This is a genomic window from Clostridium chauvoei, from assembly GCF_002327185.1.
Lineage (GTDB): Bacteria > Bacillota > Clostridia > Clostridiales > Clostridiaceae > Clostridium > Clostridium chauvoei.
Genome location: NZ_CP018624.1, coordinates 360232 through 383407, shown reverse-complemented (window position 1 = coordinate 383407; position 23176 = coordinate 360232). Strand labels below are relative to the sequence as shown.

Sequence of the window (23176 nt, the reverse complement as noted above, 5' to 3'; positions counted from 1 at the left end):
TGACATTTATATTTTTTAATGACAAAAGCCCTCGCGTTGAGAGCCTTTGCTTAGGGATTTTTATTTCATTTAGATTTTAGTGCATTGATTATCTTTTTGTCTATATAAATTAGAAATCTACTCTTGTTCCATAGTATGTGCAAGTTAATAATTTTTCCATTGTTGCATCATCTATTGTTCTTGGATTTGATCCTGTACAAGCATCTAATACTGCATTATGAGCTATAAATTTAACATTGTTCTTTAAGTCTTCTTCAGTAACTCCATATTCCTTCATTGTATGAGGAATATTTAATAAATCATTTAATCCATTTATCATCTTGATTAATGAATCAGTTAATTCTGCATTTGTATTTCCTTCTAATTTTAACATTCTAGCTATATCAGCGTATCTGTCTTCACATTCTACTCTGTTATATTGAATTACAAATGGTAAGAATATTGCATTTGCACATCCATGAGGAATGTGGAATACAGCTCCTACTTTATGAGCCATTGAGTGAACTATTCCTAGTAATGCATTTGAGAATGACATACCAGCTAAACATTGTGCTTCATGCATTAAGTTTCTAGCGTCTTTGTCTCCTTCGTATGATTTAACTAAGTTTTCTCTTACCATTTCAATAGCTTTCATAGCTAATGGATCTGAGAAGTTTGATCTTAATGATGCTGTATAAGCTTCTATAGCATGAGTTAAAGCATCCATTCCAGTATGTGCTACTAATTTAGCAGGCATAGTTTGAGCTAAATCTGGGTCAACTATAGCTATATCTGGAGTTATGTTAAAATCAGCTAGAGGATATTTAATCTTAGCTTTGTAGTCTGTTATTACTGAGAAAGCAGTAACTTCTGTAGCAGTACCACTTGTTGATGGGATAGCTACAAATTTAGCTTTTTGTCTTAATTCAGGTAATCCAAATGGAACTACAGCTTGTTCAAATGTAAAGTCTGGGTATTCATAGAATATCCACATTGCTTTTGCAGCATCTATTGGTGATCCACCACCCATTGCTACTATCCAATCTGGTTGGAAATCTCTCATTTCTTCAGCACCCTTCATAACTGTTTCAACTGATGGGTCTGGTTCAACGCCTTCAAATATTCTTACTTCCATTCCAGCTTCTTTTAAATAATCTTCAACTTTTTGTAAGAAACCAAATCTCTTCATTGATCCGCCACCAACTACTACGAAAGCTTTCTTTCCTTTTAAAGTCTTAAGTGTTTCTAATGATCCTTCTCCATGATATAAATCTCTTGGTAATGTAAAACGTGCCATTATTTTGCCTCCTAAAATTATGAAAATTTATTTAAAAATTTATTCTTAATAATTTATTATTATTTTTACAATAATATGTATAGCAAATTTCGTGCCAATTTGTTATTTTTTTATCAACCGCCTATTTTCAACAGTTTTTTGATTTATAAAAAATAAGATAAAATAATATTGTCCTAAAATAATACATATTTTTTAAATTATGTGTATCATTTTAGGACATTGTCTTATTTTATTACAATTTTATATCATACTTTTTAGCTTTTAAATATAATGTATTTCTACTTATTCCTAATACCTTAGCTACCTTAGTCATATTATGTTTATAAATTTTTATAGCCTTTTCTATAGTTTCTTTTTCAAGTGCTGATAAATTGAGAATTTCTCGCTCTTCTTTGTTATTTTTTTCTTCAATTATTTCTTTAGGAGTTATTTCATATTTTTTTTCTTCATTATCATCCCATATATCAAAAGATAAATTTCCATCTAAATTAACTATATTCTCAATATAATTTTCCAGTTGTCTAATATTACCTGGCCAACCATATGATAATAATCTATTATATAAGTCTGAATTTATCTCTGGAACTTCCTTATTCAGTTTAAAAGATTTTATTCTTAGAAAATATTCTATAAGCTTTTCCACGTCTCCCTTTCTTTCTCTAAGAGGTGGTAGCTTTATAGGAATAACACATAGTCTATAATATAAATCTTCTCTAAATGTTCCCTTTTTCACTTCTTTCTTTAGATTTTTATTTGTTGCTGCTATTACTCTAATATCTATAGGTATTTCATCGCTTCCTCCAAGTCTTGTAACTCTTCCTTCTTGAAGTACACGCAATAAATTCACTTGCATATCAAGAGGCATTTCCCCTATTTCATCTAAAAATAGCGTTCCTCCATTTGCAATTTCAAACTTTCCAGGCTTTCCGCCTTTTTTCCCACCTGTAAATGTACCATCTTCATATCCAAATAATTCACTTTCTATTATATTAGCTGGTATAGCTCCACAATTTATAGCTACAAATTTATTTTTTCTTCTTAAACTATAGTTGTGCATAGATTGTGCTAAAACCTCTTTACCTGTTCCACTTTCTCCTTCAATAAGTACTGTTGATGGGCTATTTGATATTATCTTACTATTTGTGATTACATTTGTTATTGCTGCACTATCTCCAATAATATCATTGAATGTAAAAAAAGCTCCTGTTATATCCTTTATATCATCTTGCTCTCTTTCTTTACTCATGGTAACTACTATCCCAATTACTTTTCCTTTATATCTAATACCTTTAAAAGTTAGTTTTGTTTTATGTCTACTTGTATGTTTAAACTTAACTTCCTTTGTGATTATATTTTCATCCCCTTGTAATTGTTCTAATATATTTCCTAAATCTGATATTATATGATCTATCTCTTCATTAATTAAATCTTCTTTGTCTTTATTTAAAAGCCTTGATGCAACTTTATTTATATTTGTTATTTTTCCTTCAATATCCACAATCATTATACCTTTATCCACATTATCGATTACACTTTCCATGTAGTTATAGGTTTGATTTAAAATATCATTTATTTTTCTTTTATCTAACTCATTTTCAATTGCTTTAACTCCAAATACTACTAACCCTAATGTATGTGGATGTTTTAAAGTGCAATTACCTGTTAAATTTAAAGTCCCTATAATTTCGCCTTTATCATTATGTATTGGTGCCGCTGAACAAGTTAGGTTTTGAAATATTTCTATATAATGCTCATTTGCTGTTATTTGAACACATTTATCTTCTTTTATAGCTGTTCCCATAGCATTAGTACCTATATTCTGCTCGTCCATATAAGCTCCTACTTTAACATTTAGCTTATTTAAGTGATTTGTTACCTCTTCTTCTCCTCTTATATATAAAATGCAGCCTTCATTATCAGTTAATACTATAATAAACTCATTATCTTGAACTGCTGAAAATACCATATCTATATATGGTATTGACACTTCTATTAATTCCTTATGTTTTGCTAAAACTCTCTCTAGATTTTCTCCCATAAGTATTTTCTTTGAGTGACTTGAGCTTTTTTCTACTCCATAACTTTCACTTCTTTTATTGGACTTTTCAATTAATAATCTTCTCTCTTCCATAATACCCCCATACTTATTCCAAAACTGAATTAATGTTCTAATAACATTTTAACCTTTTATACACCTTTTTTCCACAAAAAAAGCATGTAGCTATTAAAACTACATGCTTTATATTAACTAATATCTTCCTGAATTTTTTAATTGTCTTTCTATGTCTCTCTTATGAGCTTTTTCAATCATAGAATCTCTCTTATCGTAGTTCTTCTTACCTCTACATAAACCTAAAGCTACTTTTACTTTACCTTCTTTTAAATATAATGCTAAAGGTATTAGTGTATATCCTTGTTGTGCCACTAATCCTGCGAATCTCGCAATTTGTTCTTTATGAAGTAAAAGCTTTCTTTCTCTTAATGGATCTACATTAAAAATATTTCCTTGTTCATATGGGCTTATATGCATACTTTTAATAAATATTTCTCCATTATATATATCTGCATAGCAATCCTTTAAATTACATCTTCCTGCTCTAATTGATTTTACTTCCGTCCCTACTAAAGCTATTCCTGCTTCTAAAGTTTCTTCAACAAAATAATCATGTCTTGCTTTTCTATTATCTGCTAACGTATTGCTATTTTTCTTTCTTACCATATTTCTCACCACACAATTTCTTTATCCTATTTATTAATAACTCTAGTATAACATAATCTAAAGTAGCTATGCTATGCTTTTTTAGTCTTAGGAAAAGTACTTACTCTGTTACTTCTTCTGAAAAATTTGTTTTCATATCTTCTTTTACTTCTGGTAACTTATCTACTAGTTCTTGAGTTGCTTTTATTTCTTCTTTTGTTTCTTCATCTTCTACTAAATCAAAATAAACTTCTCTATTCTCTATATCAACTCTACTACATCTAACTTTAGCTTCATCACCTAACTTATAAACTTTCTTTCTTCTTTCACCTATTAAGCAAAGATGTGCTTCATCATATATATAGTAGTCATCATCTAAAGCCGTTATATGAATTAGACCTTCTATTGTATTTGGTAATTCAACAAATAATCCAAATGAAGTTACTGATGATATAATTCCATTGAATTCTTCACCAACTCTATCTAACATATACTCAGCTTTCTTTAGATCATCTACTTCTCTTTCTGCTTCTTGTGCTAATCTTTCCATTTCTGATGCTTGTTTAGATGCTACTTCAACTATATTAGTTAATCTAGTACTTCTCTTATCGTCTATTTTACTATTTATATGCTCTTTTATTATTCTGTGTATTTGTAAATCTGGATATCTTCTTATAGGTGATGTAAAGTGACAATAGTATTTAGCTGCAAGACCAAAGTGACCTACACATTCTGGGGAATATTTAGCTTGCATCATTGATCTTAATAAAAGTGTATTTACTACTGTTTCTTCTTTTTTACCCTTTATTTTTTCAAGTAAATCTTGAAGAGCTCTTGGATGAGTTTCTTGACCCCATCTTACTATATATCCTAAGTTATAAACAAATTCTTTAAACTTTTCTAATTTTTCTTCATCTGGATCTTCATGGACTCTATATACAAATGGTGTATTAGTCCAGAACATATGCTCTGCTACTGTTTCATTACAAACTAACATAAACTCTTCTATTATTCTATTAGCAATAGCTCTTTCATAAGGCTTTATATCTATAGGTTTTCCTAACTCATTTAAGATAATTTTTGACTCTTCAAAATCAAAATCTATAGCGCCTCTTCTCATTCTCTTTTCTCTAAGAATTAAACAAAGTTCTTCCATAGCTTTAAAATCATCAACTAAATAGTCGTATCTCTTTATAAGTTCTTCATCATTATCTCTTAAAATTTTAGTTACATCTGTATAAGTCATTCTTTCATTTGTTTTAATTATTGTTTCAGCAATCTCGTGACTTAACACCTTTCCTTTTTGATCTATAGTCATAAAACAGCTTAATGTTAATCTATCTACTTGAGGGTTTAATGAACAAATACCATTAGATAGTTTTTTAGGTAACATTGGAATAACTCTATCTATTAAATAAACAGATGTACCTCTTTTTAAAGCTTCTTTATCTAGTGGATTCTTTTCTCGAACATAATGAGTTACATCAGCTATATGAACTCCTAATCTAAAATTCCCACCTTCAAGTCTTTCAATAGATACAGCATCATCTAAATCTTTTGCGTCTTCTCCATCTATTGTAACCATTCTTAAATTTCTAATATCTTTTCTTCTTTTATATTCCTTTTCGTCAATTTCCTCGGAAATATTTTCAGCATAACTTAATACTTTTTCTGAAAATTCTTCTGGTAATCCATATTTTTTTATTATAGTAAGAATATCTAATCCTTTTTCACCTTTTTGACCAAGGACTTCTTTTATTATTCCTTCTGGGCTTCTTCTCTTTTCTGGCCATTTAGTTACTTCACAAATAACTACATCTCCAGTTTTAGCATTAGCTCTATCCTTTTTAGAAACAAATATATCTTGATTTAATCTTGAATCCTCTGGAACTACAAAGCCAAAGTTACGACTGTCTTCATAAACTCCTATAATTTTAGTGTTTGCTCTTTCTAAAACTTCAAGAACTTCTCCTTCTCTTTTCTTACCATTTAAGTCTTCTCTTGTTACTTGAACAATAACTTTATCGTTATTCATAGCTCCATTCATACATGAGCTAGCAATGAATACGTCTTTCTCTCCTTCAACTTCTGGTATAAGAAATCCAAATCCTTTTTGATGAACTTGAAGTTTTCCTGTTATTAATCCTAATCTTTCAGGTAGTGCAAACTTATCTTTTTTAGTTCTAACTATTAATCCTTCTTTTTCCATAGCTTTTAATGCCTTTTTAAAAGGCTTATATTCGTCTGGGTTTATGTCAAATACAGTAACTAACTCTTGAATATCCATAGGTCTGTAAGCTTCTTCTCTCATAAAGCTTAATACAGTTTGTTTTATTCCCATATGCTTAAGTTCCTCCATTAATATTATTTATATTTAAAGTGTATCCATAATTTTCTTATCATACACTATAATAGTACCATACACAATATATTTTATACAATTAATTAGGATAATATATGCTTCTAAGCAATTTTTATTGATAAATAAAATAAGGCTACCTTATGGCAACCTTATTTTAAACAGTACTCTGCTAATACTGCTTGAAGTTCATATATATTTAGACTACTATTAAACTGTTTTTCTATTGGCATACTTGCTCCTGATATCCAAATTTTTAGTTCTGCGTCTAAACCAAAATGTCCTGCTGTTTCTATTTTGAAATGAGTTATGGCTCTATATGGTATTTAATGATATTCTGTTTTTTTACCCTATTCTTTTGTTACTTCTTCAAGCTTAACCTCAGATGCGTTTCCCATAATACCATTAAATAATCCCATAATACTCTCCTTTTTAATTTATATTTTTTAAATAAATAAAGCTACCATAATATTTATAGTAGCCTTGTTATATTCTTATTCCGTCTTATACTAAATTTAATACAATAGTATTAATAGCAAATGCAGCCATAGCAATAACTGTTAACTTTAAAAGCATAGCTTCTTTAGTTCTTGTTTTATTCTTTGAGAAAAAGGTTTCTGTCTTACTCCCTTGAATTAATCCATTTAACGCATCAGCTTTACTTGGTTGTAATAATATTGATACTATAACTATTAATCCTAAAATACCTTCTAATACAAATAGAAAATTCTTCATAGTTACACCTCCCACGATATCTTCCAAACAGTCGTATTTACGTAAGGTTATCATAACATAATAAATATTAAAAAACAAGAGATTCATTGTAAATTAAAGGGAATATATTGACCATATATTATTAATTTACTATTTGTATATATTTATATAATAAATACAATTATTAATTTAATTAATCTAATTAAATTAATAAAAATAAATAAGAAGTAGTCTTATTTTGACACACAACATTATACTAGAAATTAAATATTGTGCATCTTATAATTAACTACTTCTTAAATATTAGATTATTATTTTTTAATATTAAAGAAAGCCTTCTTTCCTCTATATTCTGCTACATCATCTAACTCTTCTTCTATTCTTAATAATTGATTGTACTTAGCAACTCTTTCTGATCTTGCTGGTGCACCAGTCTTAATTTGACCTGCATTAACAGCAACAACTAAATCTGAAATAGTTGTATCTTCAGTTTCACCTGATCTATGAGATATAACTGCTGTATATCCTGCTCTATTAGCCATTTCAATAGCATTTAATGTTTCTGTTAATGTACCAATTTGATTTAACTTAATAAGAATTGAATTAGCAACTCCCATTTCAATTCCTCTTTCTAATCTTTCTGTATTAGTTACAAAAAGGTCATCTCCAACTAGTTGAACTTTCTTTCCTAATCTTTCAGTGATTAGCTTCCATCCTTCCCAGTCTTCTTCTGCCATACCATCTTCTATTGATATAATTGGATATTTGTTTACCCAATCTTCAAAGAAATCAACCATTTCAGTAGCTGTTAAAGTTTTTCCTTCGTTTTCAAGTACATATTTTCCATCTTTATAGTATTCTGATGAAGCTGCATCAATAGCTATAAACATGTCTTCTCCTGGTTTATATCCTGCTTTTTCTATAGCTTCTAATATAACTTCTATTGCTTCAGCATTTGATTTTAGATTTGGTGCAAATCCACCTTCATCACCTATTCCTGTTGAATATCCTTTATCATTAAGTATCTTCTTTAATACATGATAAACTTCAGCACACATTCTTAATGCTTCACTAAAGCAACAAGCGCCTGCTGGCATAACCATAAATTCTTGTAAATCAACTGAGTTATCAGCATGTGATCCACCATTTATTATATTCATCATAGGTACTGGTAAAACCTTAGCATTTACTCCACCTACATATTGATATAAAGGCATTCCTAATGAATTTGCTGCAGCATTAGCAACTGCTAATGAAACTCCTAAAATTGCATTAGCTCCTAATTTCCCTTTGTTGTCAGTTCCATCTAATTCTATAAGCATTTTATCAATGTATGTTTGATCATATACATTGCATCCTATTAATTCTTCTGCAATTGTATCATTTACATTTTCAACTGCTTTTAATACGCCTTTTCCCATGTATTTATCTTTATCACCATCTCTTAACTCAACTGCTTCATACATACCTGTTGAGGCACCTGATGGTACTGCTGATCTTCCCATAGTTCCATCTTCAAGATATACTTCTACCTCTACTGTTGGAAAACATCTAGAATCTATAATTTGTCTAGCTACAACATCTACTATTTCGCAATAATCTTTCATTACTTTTCCTCCTTTATATTTAAGTATTAAAACTAATACTTTTTTATTATCTTCAAAGTTTACTAATAATATTTTAGTAATTGTTTCCTACTTTATTTAGTGTTTCCTAGGAAAAGCAAAATATACATAATTCAAAATAAAATAAGACACCAAAAGGCGTCTTATTCTAATTCGCTATCATGAAAATATCTGCTTATTTTCTTTTCCCAATCTTCTCCGATCTTTTTATCTATAGATTTAATGTTTTCCAAGAACTCATCTAAACAATCTATTTTTTTAAATCCTTTCATTAAGTGTCTTGGATAAGTTACTTTTTTTGTATAGCATTGTTTTGGGTCTATTACTCTAACTGTTTCATCCTCTAAAACATAAATATCCCTGCATCTTGCATCTAATTTTGTAAATCTTAAACGTTTAAATTCCTTAATTAAATCATATAAATTTTTAGATAGTTTATCACTTAAACCATGTTTTTTTATATAATGATCTAATCTTTCACCGCCTATTTTTTCTCTTACAATATAATGCTTACCTACTGAATATACATTGGGGAAAAACTTAGATTTACTAACTCTTTTTAAAACCCTTCCTTCATCTAAGCAGCATTTAGCTTGTTGAAATATTTTTATAGCCTTATTTCCTGGTAATTCATATACAATACCATTGTGCCCTTCGCCTAAAATTCTGCCTCCCTAAATAAAGTCTCTGTTTCTCTATCTAAATTTGCAGAATAAGCATATGTCCTAACCATACTATACTCCTTATAAATAGTCCTATTATTATATACTATTCTATAGATGTTCCTATTATTAATAGTTCTATGTAAAAATAATAGAGATAAAGTTAGCTCCTCTAAACTTTATCTCTATTAATCTTTAAAATTCTCTGTTTTTTAAAGTCTTTTTATTTATATTAGTTGATTCTGCCCAATTTATATTACACTTAAAAATAGCTGACTCTTCTATTATTTCTTTTTCTTGTAGCATATCTATTAAAATGCTTGCAGCATAAGTTCCTTCTTCATATGTTGGTTGATCTATAGTGCTTACTGAAGGTGTAGCATAAAATGTCCAATCCCAATTATCAAAACCTATAATTACTATGTTATCTGGAACACTCCATTTTTCCTTTTTAGCAGTTTTAAATACCTTTTGAAGAATTCTACCATTTACAGCAAATATTAATGTCTTTTTATCATTATTTATCTTTTCTTTTAATTTTTTTGAAAGCTCTAGATATTCTATTTCATTATCTACAACTATTATAGAATACTTTGCCCCTACTGCTTTTAATGAATCTTCAAATCCATTTTTTCTTTCCATTCTCGCCATTAATAACTCTGGATCTTCTGTAACAAAAATAAACTCTTCATACCCCTCATTAAAGAGAGTTTTAGTAGCTTCACTTGTTATATCATAATTATTAGTTTTTACCCATCTTCCTTTGAAGTCTTTTATAACGCTGTCTAAAAATACTAATTTCTTTCCTCTATCTTGTATTTTATTTATTAATTTATTAAATTTTAATGTAGGTTGAATTATAAATCCATCTACACCCATATCTAACATTCTATCTATATACTTCTTTTCATTAGTATATTCGAAATTACTACTTCCAACTAAAATTTGATATCCTTCTTTTATAGCTATATCATCAATACCTTTTACAATAATATTGCTAAATGGATTTGTTATATCTGCTACAACTACCCCTATTAAATTTGATTTTTTAGACTTCAAACTTCTTGCCATTATACTTGGACTATACTTCGTTTCATTTATGACTTGTTCTATTCTTCTTCTCGTATCGGGAGACATTTTGTCAAATTTACCATTTAAATAGAAAGATACGGTAGTCTTAGAAGTACCAGCCTGCGTAGCAATATCATTTATTGTTACTTTTTTTTCTCTTACCATTAGTAAATGCCTCTACTTTCTAAACATATTATATTATTATCCCTTTAACCTTATAACTTTACTCATACCTTTATTTTTATGAATTACTACCACTTTTCCGTAAATTGGTGTTTTATCATAAAAATATACTTTTCCACCCTTATAGGTTTCTTCATTAAAAATAACTACTACGTATTCTTCTTCATCACTTACTATAATATTTTTTACCATTGCTCTTTCAAGAGAAACTTGCTCTTTACTATTATATTGTTTTAATACTCCATCTTTTATAATTATATCTTCGAAACCTTCATCTCCTATAATTATATCATAATTTATAAGCTTACCATTAAATTTAGTATTTGTCTCTATTCTTTTACTATTTTGTATCTCATTATAGTTTTTAGATATATATGTGTTTTTAATATTAAGCTTATCTATATTATAATTATATAACTTTATTTTTCTGGAATTATTAACTGCTACTAGATAATCATCACGTTTTTCAATTTTAACATTATTATCTAAGACATAATAGTTTTTACAATTATGTTCTCCTGTACATCTTATTTCATTTACTATAACCCATATTTTAGGTTCTATAAATAAGATTTTTCTTATAACTGTATATTGTGTTTTGTCTTTTAGCTCTCCTAAATATGCTATTTCTGCATAGTTTATGTTTTCTTTATTTATAAAATAATTTTTAAGAACATCTCCGTATTTATTATATCCCCATGATTTATTAGGAATTCCAAAAGGTTCATCATCTATAACTGATACATTGTGAGCTTTAGCTGACTTTAAAAATTCTCTCATTATATCATCTTCTACATAAGTATATCTACCACTATCTATAAGAAATGGTTCACCTTTGTAGTATATAGAAAAATGACCTAAATCAGTATGACCATGACCACTACCTAATGTTCCATTTTGAATATAAGTAAAACTTGCATCTTCTTTAAAATCACTTCTTAGATAAATATTGCCTGAATCTATAAAAGATTTATTTCTCTCTTTTGGTATCTTACCTTTTATGGCCTCAAATTTATCATACCCATTTTTTCCAAACATATATATGCTACTTAAATCTATTTTATTAAAAGACATACCTTTTAACTCTTCATCTTTAAATAAAATAGCGGCTTTTACTAATACATCTCTAATATCAGTTCTATCACTATCACATTGAGCTTCTTGTGTTGATTTAGGACCTCCACAATACATTAAATATCTAGCCATTGAGTGTACTTTTTCTTTATAATCATTATTTAAGTTAAAATTAAACTTTTCACACATACTTATTACTTTCATAGAACAATTTAAAACTTCAACATGATACATAACTGATTGTTCCCAATGAGATCCATCATCAAAAACTTGAATGTCCATTTGCTTATATGTTTCCTCTAAAGCCCAATTAAATAGTTCTTCGTTTTGTATAAAATCTTTAAATAATAAATAACAATTCATTATAGCTGTAGTTTGGAGTACTCCCCAATTACTTAAAATATATTTATCTATATATGCTTTATTTAAGTATAAAAGTTGTTCTTTTATGCTTAATATTATTTTCAAAAGTTCCTCATCATTAATTTTATCTTCATTTATAATATGCATTAAAGAATTAATCCAACTTTGACATCTGATACCAGTATCAATTGTTCTTATTGTCTTTCCACCCTCTAGTTTTATTTCATTATTATCTATCCAATTTAAAACTAGATGTTTCCACTTCTCTATATAGATGTCTTTATTTTCAATATAATATGCTAAAATTAATTTATTTAGATATTCATGTCTATTAAGCATAAATATCCATTCTTCATCTCCATTAGGTGTAAAACTCCAATTGATAGGATTATTTACATATGGAATTCTACATTGTTCCATATCCCAAGTTTCATCAAAAATAAAGGAGTTATTTAGCAAAAGATTAGCCCCAATTAATTTTTTTGAGTATTCTTCTCTACATTCATTTTTTATATAGTTTTTTACAAACTCAATATTATAATCTTTCATAAGTTCTTTTATATTGCTTCTTAATAGTCTTAATTCATTTTCAAACTTCATAGCTATTAACTCCTCCTTTAATAAAAAAGCTACTTGAAGTTAAAATTTCAAGTAGCTTTTTTTACATAAACTATCTGTTTACGCTTCCTAAATTCTTATTGTTCATTAGCCCTTCTACTTCTTCAATAGTTGATAAGCTTACATCTCCTATTTGTGCTTGCTTCAATACCGCTGTTGCAGTTGCAAATTCTATGATTTTTTCCATATTTTCTTTTTCTGAAATTAATCCTCTAATTGCACCTGCTGCAAAGGCATCTCCTCCACCAATTCTTGAAACCATGCTAAATTCATATTTAGATGATCTATATAGCTTTTCACCGTTGAATAGAACTCCTGTTAGTGAATGATAATTATATGGTGAACCTGTTCTTAATGTTGTTGCTACATTTTTTACATTTAGTTCATCAGTCATATATTTAAATTGTTCTACTAACATATCATCTGTTACTTCTACACTTGATGGATCTAAAACTTTAAAGTTTTTTACATCCTTACTTAACCAACCAAAGCATAAATAACTATCTTTTACTATAGGCTTCATAATAGATACGAATTCTTCATAACTATTAAATAATTTTGCTCTATAATTTAAATCAACACTTATTTTTATATTTCTTGATTTAGCTTCGTTTATAACTTTAGCTGCTACTTTTCTTACTTCATCAGTTAATCCAAATGTAATTCCTGATACATGAAGAAGTTCAACGTCTCTTAAAACTTCATCAATATTAATATCTTCATATCTTAATTCCGTTATTGAAGAATATTTTCTATCATAGATTACATTGGCTTTTCTTGCTGAGCAGCCTTCTTCGTAATAATATAACCCTAATCTTTCGCCTTTTATTACTATATTTTCGCAATCAACACTATTAGCTTTTAAAAAGCTTTTTGCTGAATTACCTAATTCATTTGGAGGCAAGCATGTCAGTATTCTAGAATTAACTCCTAAATGGCTTAGACCTACAGCTACGTTCGCCTCTGCTCCTCCAAAACAAATATCTAAATTACTTGTTTGGCTTATTTTTAAATTATTTGGGGGAGTTAATCTTAATAACACTTCTCCTAATACTAAAACCTTGCTCATTGTATACCTCTTTATTTTTTAATTTCTTTTACTCTATCTATATACTTTCTAGTTTCTTCTTTTACAACCTTTGGATCTTTTAATTTAACAATGGCACTTCCTATGCTAACAACATCACATCCATTTTTAAACCAATCTTCCATATTGTCAAAGCTTACTCCACCTGAAACCATAACGCTTAATCCTTTAATTGGTGCTTTAAAGTCTTTTATTATTGAAGGTTTAAATGCTGAACCTGGGAATAATTTTATTACATCTGCTCCCATTTCTTTAGCTTCAACTATTTCTCTTACTGTAAAGCATCCTGGAATATATGGAACTCCATATCTATTACAAAGGATTGCAGTTTCTTTATTGAAACTTGGACTTACAATAAATTCTGCTCCAGCAAGAATAGCTATTCTTGCTGTTTCTGAATCTAATACTGTACCTGCTCCTATTATTACTCCATCTTTTTTGTCTTTACAAAGTTCTGTAATTACAGTACTTGCATTAGGAATTGTAAATGTAACTTCAATTACATTACAACCACCTTCTATAGAAGCTTTTGCAACTTCTATACCATCTTTACATGTATCAGTTCTTAAAACTAATACAAATGCTTCTTTTTCTAATCCACTTAATACTCTAACTTTATTTATCATCTTACTAACCATCCACCATCTACTGCTATAACATGACCATTTATATAGTCAGATGCTCTACTTGATAGGAATACAACTGTTCCCATTAAATCTGAAACTTCTCCCCATCTTTCAGTTGGTATTCTTGAAAGTATTTCTTTATTTCTATTTTCATCAGCTCTAATTGGAGCTGTATTAGCCGTCTTTATATATCCTGGAGCTATTGCATTAATTTGAACATTGTGTACTGCTAGTTCATTAGCAAAAGCCTTAGTGATACCTACTACCCCATGTTTACTTGCTGTATATGGTGGTACAAATTTTCCACCTTGGAATGATAGCATTGATGCTATATTTATTATCTTACCTGATTTTTGTTCAACCATTATTTCAGCTACTTTCTTTGATAAGTAGTAAACTGCATTTAAGTTGATATTCATAACTGCTTCCCAGTCTTCATCTTTATATTCTAATAAAGGTGCTCTTCTAATTGTTCCTGCATTATTAACTAAAATATCTATTTTTCCATATTCTTTTACACAAGTATCAACTACTTCTTGAACAAATTCTCTCTTAGTTAAATCTCCTTGTACAAAAGTAATCTTTTTTCCTAAAGCTTCTACTTTATTTTTTACTTCTTCTACGTTATTATCAAATGTTGTTACTAAAAGGTCTGCTCCAGCAGCTGCTAATGCTTCTGCATAAGCCATACCTAAACCAGTATTACCACCTGTTACGATAGCTACCTTACCTTCTAAGTTAAAGAAATTTAGTGAAAATTCATTATTGTTATTCATTTATATCCATCTCCTTACTATTTCAAAGACCCCATTATGCTGGCTTTGTCTATTTCTATTTCTACGTTTTTAGCCACTTCTAATCTTACAATATTATTGTGGATACCTTTGATAGTTCCATAAATACCAGATATAGTAACTACTCTGTCTTTAACTCTTAGAGTATTTAAATACTCTTCTCTTTGTTCTTCTTGCTTTTGAAGTTTTTTTCTATTTATTGTTGGCATAATCATTGATATTATGATTGGATAAGCAGCTAAGAAAATTATAACTCCTATTAACCAGTTACTCATGATACTACTCCATTAAATCCTTTCTACACATTACTGATGCCATTTCTCTTACTCCATCTACTGCATTATTAATTATTTGTCTTGTATCATCTTCTGAAGCTATAACTACTGTATTCATAACTATATCAAGGATACAAGCTACTGAAACTCCTCCAACAACATATTGGTCTTGAGATTCTTCATTTAATAACACTTCTCTTGATGTTATTTGGAATGGTGCTCCACCTGTAATGTCTGCAAATATAATTAACTCCTTGTTTTCTTTTACATACTCTTTAATCATAATTGTAAAATCTTCATGTGTTAATTCGTTATTAAGGTTTATCGCATCTATGTTTTCATCTACACCTGTTAATAATTTTATTGCTGATTTAATTCCTGTTGCATATTCTCCATGTCCTACTATTAATATTTTCATATTGCTCATCCTCTCGTTTAATAATCTTTGATTATATTTTCTTTATAAGAGTAAGTTACACAACTATTATAAATAACTAGCAGTGTAACTTACTTATGGTGATTTATTTGGATTTATCTACTAAGCTAGGATTCCTATTGCAGATCCTATAATACCTATTATTATTGTTAATATAACTAGTTGGTATGTTGTCCATTTACGTTTTTTGATTAAATAAAATACTATGATTGTAAATATAGCTGGTAATAATGCTGGTGCTATTTTATCTAACATAGTTTGGATTGAAACTATATTTTCAGCTCCATCTGGCATTGTAGCTACATATTTAATTGGAATGTTTATCTTAACAAATGATACTGCTAATCCTGAGATAACTGTAACACCTATCATACTAGCAACTGCTGATATTTGAGACATTTTATCACTTAATGTTTCTATAATACTTGTACCTAATTTATAACCATATAAACCAGTTAATAGTTTAATAGTTAATAGGATACCATTCATTGCTAAGAAGAATAAGATTGGTCCTGCAATCATTCCATCTTGTGCTAATGATGCTGCTATTGTTGAGAATAAAGGTGCTAAACAGAATTGTGATAATGAATCACCAATACCTGATAATGGTCCCATTAAAGCCATCTTAATTGATCTAGCTTCATCTGAAGTTCTTCCTGATTCAAGCATTACTAAGTGTAAGCTTGTTATAAATGGTAGGAAGTGTGGGTTTGAGTTGAAGAATTCTATGTTGTCTGTAAGTGCATCTTTTAAGCCTTCTTCATTATTCTTATATATCTTTCTTAATGATGGATATAAGATATTAGCATATCCTAAACCTTGGTAGTTACCATAGTTAAAACCATTTTGTAACCAGAATGCTCTTAAACTTGTTCTTAAGTAATCTTTTTTAGTTAAAATTGCTTTAGATTCCATCTTCAAACACAACCTCCTCTTCTTCTTGTGATTCATCATTATTATTGCTCTTATTATTTCTTCTGAAATATTCTAGTAATGCAAATGTTGTTCCTATAAATGCTATACCTATTACTGGTAAATTTAAGTATGCTACACATACATATCCTAAAATAACGAATGGTATTAATTCTATCTTAGCCATAACTGATAAGATCATTGCAAATCCTATAGCTGGTAACATCTTACCTGCTACTGATAAGCCTGTAATTAACCATGCTGGTATCATTTCTACAACTGCTTTTAAACCTTCTACACTGTACGCTCCTGCAAATCCTATAATAAATCCAACTAGAGCAAATACCCAAACTGTTGAGTTAGCTGCGATTCTAAACTTTGTAAATTCACCTTTTTTAATAGCTTTTTTAGCAAATTCAGTTGATCCTGAAACTACTGTATATGTAGCTGTAATTAAGAATTGGAAAGCTACTGCAAATGGGAATGATAAAGCTAATGCTGTTGCTGGATCCATTCCTTGACCCTTCATTGTAATAGCCATTAATGTACCAATTATTCCAGGTCCCATTGGGTTAGGTGGCACTGTTCCACCGGCACCAACACCGAATCCCATAAACGCAATTTCTGATACAGCTCCCATTGCTAAAGCTGTTGGAATATCTCCTAATATAATACCTATACCTAATGATAAAATAATACAACGATTTGAATAAATTCCAAGTAACATACCTGATAGACAGAACGCTGTCCATAATCCAATCAGAATACATTGAAATAAAGTGATTTCCATATGAATTCCCCTCCATAGATTTATTTTTTATCTTAACCTGCTAAATTTCTTTAGCAGGTTAGTCTCACTTTAAGTTTTTAATTAATTAGTCTAAGTATTTTGTAATATCTACTTGTAGCGCTCCGTCATTTCCTGATGGTGTTGTCTTAGTATTGAATTTAACTCCGTATTTTTGTGATAATTCTTTTAACGCTTCTTTATCTTCTTTTCCTAAATATATTGAACGTGTAACTTGTTGTTTTCCTTCAGCATTATGAATGTTACCAATATTAATTTCCTTAACTGGAACTCCTCCAGCTACTAGCTTTAATGCATCTTCTGGTGTTTGACAAACTAAGAATATTTTTGTTTAGGTGATGCCTTGTGTATAATTTCACATGTGTGTTCAATTGAGAAAAATCTCATTGCTATTGATTTTGAAACTACAGTTTTCATTAACGTTTGTTGTATTTTATCTTCACTTGCATCATCGTTAGCAACTATAACAGTGTTAACTCCAAGTGCATTTAACCACATTTGACCTTGTCCATGTATTAATCTTTGATCTATTCTCATCATTTCAATATTTACATTACTCATATCTATTTGCTCCTATTTACCAGTATAATTCCCAATCTTTATAGAATCTTATTAATGCTTCTAGGTAGAAATAATCTCCCCATATATTTCCTTCGTCTACACCTTTTCCTGAATGCCATGAGTAAACTCCATGTAATAAAATCGGTTTACCAGGTTGCACATCCTTATGTGTATAGCCGTTAATTAATGCTCTTAAAATATTATGCATTGCATATTTATAAACTTCTTTTTCTTCATCTACTTCTGGTATAACCTTATTCATTTCATGCATTCCACATACTGCTATAGCAGCTGCTGATGAATCTTTTGAATGTCCATCTCCGTCATTAAAGATTAAATCCCAATAACAAACATTATCTTGTGGTAATCTATTTAAGAAGTAATTAGTCATTCCTTTATATAAGTTGAAACAAGCTTCATTCTTTGTATTCTTATAATTTAAAGGAATTCCATAAACTCCCCAAGCTTGACCTCTTGCCCATGCTGAGTCATCACTATAACCTTGTCTTGTAACACCTTTAATTGGATTTCCTGTTTCAGGATCCATATAGAATGTATGGTATGCTGAAGCATCATCTCTTATAACATTATTACATGAAGTAACAAAGTGCTTATCTGCTAATTCTCTATATTTATTATCTCCTGTTACATCTGAAGCCCAGTATAATAAAGGAATATTTAGAAGACAATCTATTATAAATCTATAGTGCTCTTTACTTCCTAACTCTCCCCAAGCTTGAATAAATTCACCTTTTTCTTGATATCTTGAGATTAGTTTATCTGCAGCTTTTATTGAAGCTTCTTTTGCAGTCTCTGATCCTGTTAATTTATATCCACTTACACATGATAATGAATAAAGGAATCCTAAATCATGATGATCAATTTCGATATCTTTATCAACTCTATTTTTGAATGATGCTACATTCTTATCAGCAAGATTTTTGTACTTCTCATCTCCTGTGTACTCATAAGCTAACCATAAAAGGCCTGTCCAGAATCCATCTGTCCACTCTATATTTTCAATAATTCCATACTTATTTTCCTTAGTTGCTGATGATGGGAATTTATCGTTGAAATATTCCATATTAGCATCTATTTGTTTTATTGCTTCTTCTATTGCTGTCTTTACTTCTTCTTTACTTAAAAGTTCAGACTTTAAAAACTCTTCTCTTTTTTTGATTTCTTCTACATTTATTTCCTTAATCATACTTCCTCCTGGATTATCTTAAAGTTTCCATTGAAACAGCATCCATATCATCAAATGTTTTGTTTTCTCCACACATACCCCAAATGAATGTGTAATTGCTTGTACCTACTCCTGAGTGGATTGACCAGCTTGGTGAAATTAAAGCTTGTTCATTTTTCACAACTAAATGTCTTGTTTCATCTGCTTCTCCCATTAAGTGGAATACTCTTGTATCTTCTGCCATATCAAAGTAGAAGTAAACTTCCATTCTTCTTTCATGAGTGTGACATGGCATTGTATTCCATGCATTTCCTGGTTCTAACATAGTTAATCCCATTAATAATTGACAGCTTTCACAAACATTTGGATGAACATATTGATATATTGTTCTTTTATTTAATGTGCTGTTATCTCCTAATCTAACTGGGTTAGCTTTTTCTATTTCAATTTTTACTGTTTTATATTCTTTATGTGCTGGAACTGAGTTTATATATAGTTTAGCTGGTTCATTAGCATCAACTGATTTAAAGCTAACTTCTTTGTTTCCTTTTCCTACATATAATCCATCTCTTCTATTTAATTCATAAGCTTGTCCGTCTATAGTTACTACAGCTGGTCCACCTATATTTATTATTCCAAGTTCTCTTCTTTCTAAGAAGTAATCAACTCCCATTTCTTTTCCAGCTTCTAACTTTAATTCGTTATAAACCGGTTTTATACCACCAAAAATTATTCTATCAACATGGCTATAAGTAAGCTCTATTTTATCATCAATAAATATTTCTTCTACTAAATAATGTTTTCTTAGCTCGCTTGTAGTGTATTTTTTTGAATCCTCTGGATGATTCGCATATCTGTTATTCATAACTACCTCCTACATTTAACTTAATTATTTTGTTTAGTAAATCAATTTAGTAAACTTAGTAAACTGGTTTACCTTTGTTATGATTTTATTATACATATCTATGTAAAGGATGTCAACATTTTTGTAGCATATTTTTTTTATTTTTGAAAATTGTTTGAATAGTACCATTTACCATAATACAATGAATTATATTTCTATAAGTTATAAATTAATCGTAGAAATATAAAAAGACATTTGATAAATTCTTTTATCAAATGTCCTTTTATATGTTTTATCTACTTGTTCCTATAAATATTGTTGCTAATGTTCCTGGCCCACCATGAGTTCCAACTACTGCACCTATAGAGTTTAATATTACATCCTTAACTTTAAACTCTGCTAAAACCATTTCTTTTAATTCTTCAGCATCCTTTATACAATCTGCATGACAAATAAATAATACTTGTTCTTCTATATTAACAGCTTTATCTCTAATTTCTTGAACTAAATATCTCATAGCTTTTTTTCTTCCCTTAATCTTAGCTCCCGGTACAACCTTCCCCTCATTATCTAAAATTAATGTTGGTTTAATTCCAAGTAAACTACCTACTGCAGCTGTAGCCCCTGAAATACGTCCACCTCTTTTTAAATGATTTAAATCATCTACTGTTATAGCATGTATTATTTTTCTTTTATTTTCTTCTGCCCATCTAATGACTTCTTCTTTTGTAGATCCATTTTTAATCATTTCACAAATATAATAAACTATAGCACCTTCTCCTAAAGATACGCTTAATGAATCTATTATTGAAATATCTGCATTAGGATATTCTTCTAAAAGTCCTTGCATTGCAATATTTGAACTATTAAAAGTTCCACTTAAAGATGATGATAACCCTATGTATATAATTGAATCACCTTTTTCTATGTACTTTTTGAAAACTTCTTCAAAAGTTCCAACATTTACTTGAGCTGTAGAAGGCATTCCCCCTTCTCTAATCATCTTATAAAATTCATCATATTTTAAAGTTTGTCCTAAATCATCTGGAATAAATTCTCCATTTATATTAACTGTTAATGATACTACATCTATATTATTTTCTCTTATGTACTCTATTGGTAAATCACATGCCGAATCTGTTATAATTTTAATTCCCATTTTATTCACTCCTATTATCAAAGGTTATAATCTAATTTATTTACTTATTATACATAGATTTAATTCTCAAGTCAAATGTTTTGATTATCAAAATATTTGACTTCTTATTTTCCTCATTTTTATATCTAAAATAAAACAGAGTATCTATTAATAGACACTCTGTTTTTAGTATTAATTATAGTATAAATATTTTGCTTTATATTATTTATTTACTATTAAATTTTCTCCAGTCATTTCTGAAGGAACTTCTAATCCCATTTCAGTTAACATTGTTGGAGCTATATCTGCAAGTTTTCCAGCCTTAAGAGTTTTTCCTTCTGTATGATTTGCTACCCAAACAAATGGAACTGGATCTGTTGTATGAGCAGTGAATGGATTTCCTGTTGAGAAATCAATCATAGTTTCAGCATTTCCGTGGTCAGCTGTTATAAATACTGTTCCATCTTTTTCTAAAACTTTATTTACTACTCTTCCTAAGCATTCGTCTACAGTTTCAACAGCTTTAATTGCAGCATCTATTACTCCTGTATGACCAACCATATCTGGATTTGCATAGTTTAGTATAATCATATCATATTTATCTGAATCTAATCTGTTAATTAATTCATCAGTTACTTCATATGCACTCATTTCTGGTTTTAAATCATAAGTTGCAACTTTAGGTGATGCTATAAGAGCTCTATCTTCACCTTTATTTTCTTTTTCAACTCCACCATTGAAGAAGAATGTAACGTGTGCATATTTTTCTGTTTCAGCTATTCTTAATTGATTTAATCCCTTGCTAGCTACATATTCTCCTAAAGTGTTTGTATAGCTTTCTGGTCTGTATGCTACTGAAACACCTTCTAAAGTTTTATCATATTGTGTCATAGTAACGAAAGTTAAGTTTAATGTTTCTCTATTGAATCCATCAAATTGCTTATCGTTTATAGCTCTAGTTATTTCTCTAGCTCTATCTGGTCTAAAGTTGAAGAATATTACTGAATCTCCGTTTTTAATAGTTCCTACTGGCTTTTCATCTTCCATAACAACTGTTGGTAATACGAATTCATCAGTCTTATTATCATGGTATGATCTTTCAATAGCTTCTACTGCTGATGTTGAAGTTTCACCTTTTCCTAATGCCATTGCATTATAAGCTAATTCAACTCTTTCCCATCTATTATCTCTATCCATTGCATAGTATCTTCCTGATACTGTTGCTATCTTACCTACTCCGATTTCTTTCATGTAGTTTTCGATTTCAACTATAAATTCCTTACCTGATGATGGTGCAACATCTCTACCATCCATAAAGCAGTGGACATATAACTTTTGTAATTCAGCTTGTTTAGCTAATTTTAATAAACCTTTTAAATGATCTATGTGTGAGTGAACTCCACCATTTGATAAAAGTCCCATTAAATGAAGAGCTGAATTGTTCTTCTTTGCATTTTCTATAGCTAAGTTTAATGCTTCATTCTTAAAGAATCCACCTTCATTTATTTCTTTAGTGATTCTTGTTAATTCTTGATATATTACTCTTCCTGCACCTATATTTAAGTGACCAACTTCTGAGTTACCCATTTGACCTTCTGGTAATCCAACAGCTAATCCACTTGCTTGTAATTCAGTATGAGGATATTTTTCTACTAATCCATTAAAATTTGGTTTCTTTGCTGCTTCAACAGCATTTCCGTCTGATTTTGGAGCTATTCCAAATCCATCTAATATCATTAACATTACAGGTTTCTTCGCCATAAGTCCCTCCAAATTATAAAAAATCTATATTTGACAATATATAATATTATCTTTCTTTAAATTCTACTTTATTATACTATATTTATATATTAGTAACAACTAAAT

19 protein-coding genes and 2 pseudogenes are annotated in these 23176 nt (G+C 29.2%); all 21 read right to left on the bottom strand.

Annotated elements, in window-relative coordinates:
* Positions 1-109: 109 nt before the first annotated feature.
* Positions 110-1276: an iron-containing alcohol dehydrogenase gene (locus tag BTM21_RS01785; protein ID WP_096145315.1), complete on the bottom strand. Its 1167-nt coding sequence runs from the start codon at positions 1274-1276 to the stop codon at positions 110-112.
* Between the two features lie 232 nt (positions 1277-1508).
* Positions 1509-3407, bottom strand: a complete 1899-nt coding sequence (locus BTM21_RS01780) for a sigma-54-dependent Fis family transcriptional regulator (protein ID WP_021876437.1) — start codon at positions 3405-3407, stop codon at positions 1509-1511.
* Between the two features lie 117 nt (positions 3408-3524).
* Positions 3525-3995 carry an SsrA-binding protein SmpB gene (gene smpB, locus BTM21_RS01775; protein ID WP_079481582.1) on the bottom strand — a complete coding sequence of 157 codons (471 nt, stop codon included), beginning with the start codon at positions 3993-3995 and terminating at the stop codon, positions 3525-3527.
* Positions 3996-4095: 100 nt separating this feature from the next.
* The gene (gene rnr / locus BTM21_RS01770) at positions 4096-6315 is read right to left on the bottom strand and encodes a ribonuclease R (protein ID WP_079481583.1); all 2220 of its coding nucleotides are present in this window, start codon (positions 6313-6315) and stop codon (positions 4096-4098) included.
* A gap of 170 nt (positions 6316-6485) precedes the next feature.
* A pseudogene (locus tag BTM21_RS01765) lies at positions 6486-6752 on the bottom strand (PH domain-containing protein).
* Positions 6753-6837: 85 nt separating this feature from the next.
* Complete coding sequence (gene secG / locus BTM21_RS01760) at positions 6838-7068, bottom strand: preprotein translocase subunit SecG (protein ID WP_079481584.1); 231 nt, start codon at positions 7066-7068, stop codon at positions 6838-6840.
* A 290-nt stretch (positions 7069-7358) separates the two neighbouring features.
* On the bottom strand, positions 7359-8654 hold the full coding sequence (eno, locus tag BTM21_RS01755; RefSeq protein ID WP_021876441.1) for a phosphopyruvate hydratase: 1296 nt from the start codon (positions 8652-8654) through the stop codon (positions 7359-7361).
* Positions 8655-9529: 875 nt separating this feature from the next.
* The gene (locus BTM21_RS01745) at positions 9530-10570 is read right to left on the bottom strand and encodes a LacI family DNA-binding transcriptional regulator (protein WP_096145314.1); all 1041 of its coding nucleotides are present in this window, start codon (positions 10568-10570) and stop codon (positions 9530-9532) included.
* A gap of 36 nt (positions 10571-10606) precedes the next feature.
* Positions 10607-12625: a heparinase II/III family protein gene (locus tag BTM21_RS01740; protein ID WP_021876444.1), complete on the bottom strand. Its 2019-nt coding sequence runs from the start codon at positions 12623-12625 to the stop codon at positions 10607-10609.
* A 70-nt stretch (positions 12626-12695) separates the two neighbouring features.
* On the bottom strand, positions 12696-13712 hold the full coding sequence (locus tag BTM21_RS01735) for a sugar kinase (protein WP_021876445.1): 1017 nt from the start codon (positions 13710-13712) through the stop codon (positions 12696-12698).
* Positions 13713-13723: 11 nt separating this feature from the next.
* On the bottom strand, positions 13724-14356 hold the full coding sequence (locus BTM21_RS01730; protein ID WP_079481586.1) for a bifunctional 2-keto-4-hydroxyglutarate aldolase/2-keto-3-deoxy-6-phosphogluconate aldolase: 633 nt from the start codon (positions 14354-14356) through the stop codon (positions 13724-13726).
* Complete coding sequence (gene kduD, locus BTM21_RS01725) at positions 14353-15132, bottom strand: 2-dehydro-3-deoxy-D-gluconate 5-dehydrogenase KduD (protein ID WP_021876447.1); 780 nt, start codon at positions 15130-15132, stop codon at positions 14353-14355. The genes BTM21_RS01730 and kduD overlap by 4 nt, the downstream gene beginning before the upstream one ends.
* A 17-nt stretch (positions 15133-15149) precedes the next feature.
* Entirely contained in the window at positions 15150-15425 is a 276-nt protein-coding gene (yajC, locus tag BTM21_RS01720) for a preprotein translocase subunit YajC (protein ID WP_021876448.1), read from the bottom strand.
* 4 nt (positions 15426-15429) lie between these two features.
* Complete coding sequence (locus BTM21_RS01715) at positions 15430-15843, bottom strand: PTS sugar transporter subunit IIA (protein ID WP_079481587.1); 414 nt, start codon at positions 15841-15843, stop codon at positions 15430-15432.
* Between the two features lie 120 nt (positions 15844-15963).
* Positions 15964-16776 (bottom strand): PTS system mannose/fructose/sorbose family transporter subunit IID, encoded by an 813-nt coding sequence (locus BTM21_RS01710; RefSeq protein WP_079481588.1) that lies wholly within the window; start codon positions 16774-16776, stop codon positions 15964-15966.
* Entirely contained in the window at positions 16766-17563 is a 798-nt protein-coding gene (locus BTM21_RS01705; RefSeq protein WP_079481589.1) for a PTS mannose/fructose/sorbose/N-acetylgalactosamine transporter subunit IIC, read from the bottom strand. Before BTM21_RS01705 ends, BTM21_RS01710 begins: the two co-directional genes overlap by 11 nt.
* 85 nt (positions 17564-17648) lie before the next feature.
* Positions 17649-18142, bottom strand: a pseudogene (locus BTM21_RS01700) (PTS sugar transporter subunit IIB).
* Positions 18143-18158: 16 nt separating this feature from the next.
* Positions 18159-19349, bottom strand: coding sequence for a glycoside hydrolase family 88 protein (locus BTM21_RS01695; protein ID WP_021876453.1), 1191 nt, complete (start codon positions 19347-19349; stop codon positions 18159-18161).
* A 13-nt stretch (positions 19350-19362) separates the two neighbouring features.
* Positions 19363-20193 carry a 5-dehydro-4-deoxy-D-glucuronate isomerase gene (kduI, locus tag BTM21_RS01690; protein WP_021876454.1) on the bottom strand — a complete coding sequence of 277 codons (831 nt, stop codon included), beginning with the start codon at positions 20191-20193 and terminating at the stop codon, positions 19363-19365.
* A gap of 271 nt (positions 20194-20464) precedes the next feature.
* Positions 20465-21331: a DegV family protein gene (locus BTM21_RS01685; protein WP_021876455.1), complete on the bottom strand. Its 867-nt coding sequence runs from the start codon at positions 21329-21331 to the stop codon at positions 20465-20467.
* Between the two features lie 201 nt (positions 21332-21532).
* Entirely contained in the window at positions 21533-23071 is a 1539-nt protein-coding gene (gene gpmI / locus BTM21_RS01680) for a 2,3-bisphosphoglycerate-independent phosphoglycerate mutase (RefSeq protein ID WP_079481590.1), read from the bottom strand.
* Between the last annotated feature and the right edge of the window lie 105 nt (positions 23072-23176).

Excerpts from the sequence above, each read along its gene's own strand:
- BTM21_RS01705 (WP_079481589.1), bottom strand. The coding sequence starts at position 17,563 with ATGGAAATCACTTTATTTCAATGTATTCTGATTGGATTATGGACAGCG.
- BTM21_RS01710 (WP_079481588.1), bottom strand. The coding sequence starts at position 16,776 with ATGGAATCTAAAGCAATTTTAACTAAAAAAGATTACTTAAGAACAAGT.
- secG (WP_079481584.1), bottom strand. The coding sequence starts at position 7,068 with ATGAAGAATTTTCTATTTGTATTAGAAGGTATTTTAGGATTAATAGTT.
- BTM21_RS01730 (WP_079481586.1), bottom strand. The coding sequence starts at position 14,356 with ATGATAAATAAAGTTAGAGTATTAAGTGGATTAGAAAAAGAAGCATTT.
- BTM21_RS01740 (WP_021876444.1), bottom strand. The coding sequence starts at position 12,625 with ATGAAGTTTGAAAATGAATTAAGACTATTAAGAAGCAATATAAAAGAA.
- smpB (WP_079481582.1), bottom strand. The coding sequence starts at position 3,995 with ATGGTAAGAAAGAAAAATAGCAATACGTTAGCAGATAATAGAAAAGCA.
- kduD (WP_021876447.1), bottom strand. The coding sequence starts at position 15,132 with ATGAATAACAATAATGAATTTTCACTAAATTTCTTTAACTTAGAAGGT.
- yajC (WP_021876448.1), bottom strand. The coding sequence starts at position 15,425 with ATGAGTAACTGGTTAATAGGAGTTATAATTTTCTTAGCTGCTTATCCA.
- BTM21_RS01715 (WP_079481587.1), bottom strand. The coding sequence starts at position 15,843 with ATGAAAATATTAATAGTAGGACATGGAGAATATGCAACAGGAATTAAA.
- kduI (WP_021876454.1), bottom strand. The coding sequence starts at position 20,193 with ATGAATAACAGATATGCGAATCATCCAGAGGATTCAAAAAAATACACT.
- BTM21_RS01785 (WP_096145315.1), bottom strand. The coding sequence starts at position 1,276 with ATGGCACGTTTTACATTACCAAGAGATTTATATCATGGAGAAGGATCA.
- BTM21_RS01735 (WP_021876445.1), bottom strand. The coding sequence starts at position 13,712 with ATGAGCAAGGTTTTAGTATTAGGAGAAGTGTTATTAAGATTAACTCCC.
- BTM21_RS01695 (WP_021876453.1), bottom strand. The coding sequence starts at position 19,349 with ATGATTAAGGAAATAAATGTAGAAGAAATCAAAAAAAGAGAAGAGTTT.
- gpmI (WP_079481590.1), bottom strand. The coding sequence starts at position 23,071 with ATGGCGAAGAAACCTGTAATGTTAATGATATTAGATGGATTTGGAATA.
- BTM21_RS01685 (WP_021876455.1), bottom strand. The coding sequence starts at position 21,331 with ATGGGAATTAAAATTATAACAGATTCGGCATGTGATTTACCAATAGAG.
- eno (WP_021876441.1), bottom strand. The coding sequence starts at position 8,654 with ATGAAAGATTATTGCGAAATAGTAGATGTTGTAGCTAGACAAATTATA.
- rnr (WP_079481583.1), bottom strand. The coding sequence starts at position 6,315 with ATGGGAATAAAACAAACTGTATTAAGCTTTATGAGAGAAGAAGCTTAC.
- BTM21_RS01745 (WP_096145314.1), bottom strand. The coding sequence starts at position 10,570 with ATGGTAAGAGAAAAAAAAGTAACAATAAATGATATTGCTACGCAGGCT.
- BTM21_RS01780 (WP_021876437.1), bottom strand. The coding sequence starts at position 3,407 with ATGGAAGAGAGAAGATTATTAATTGAAAAGTCCAATAAAAGAAGTGAA.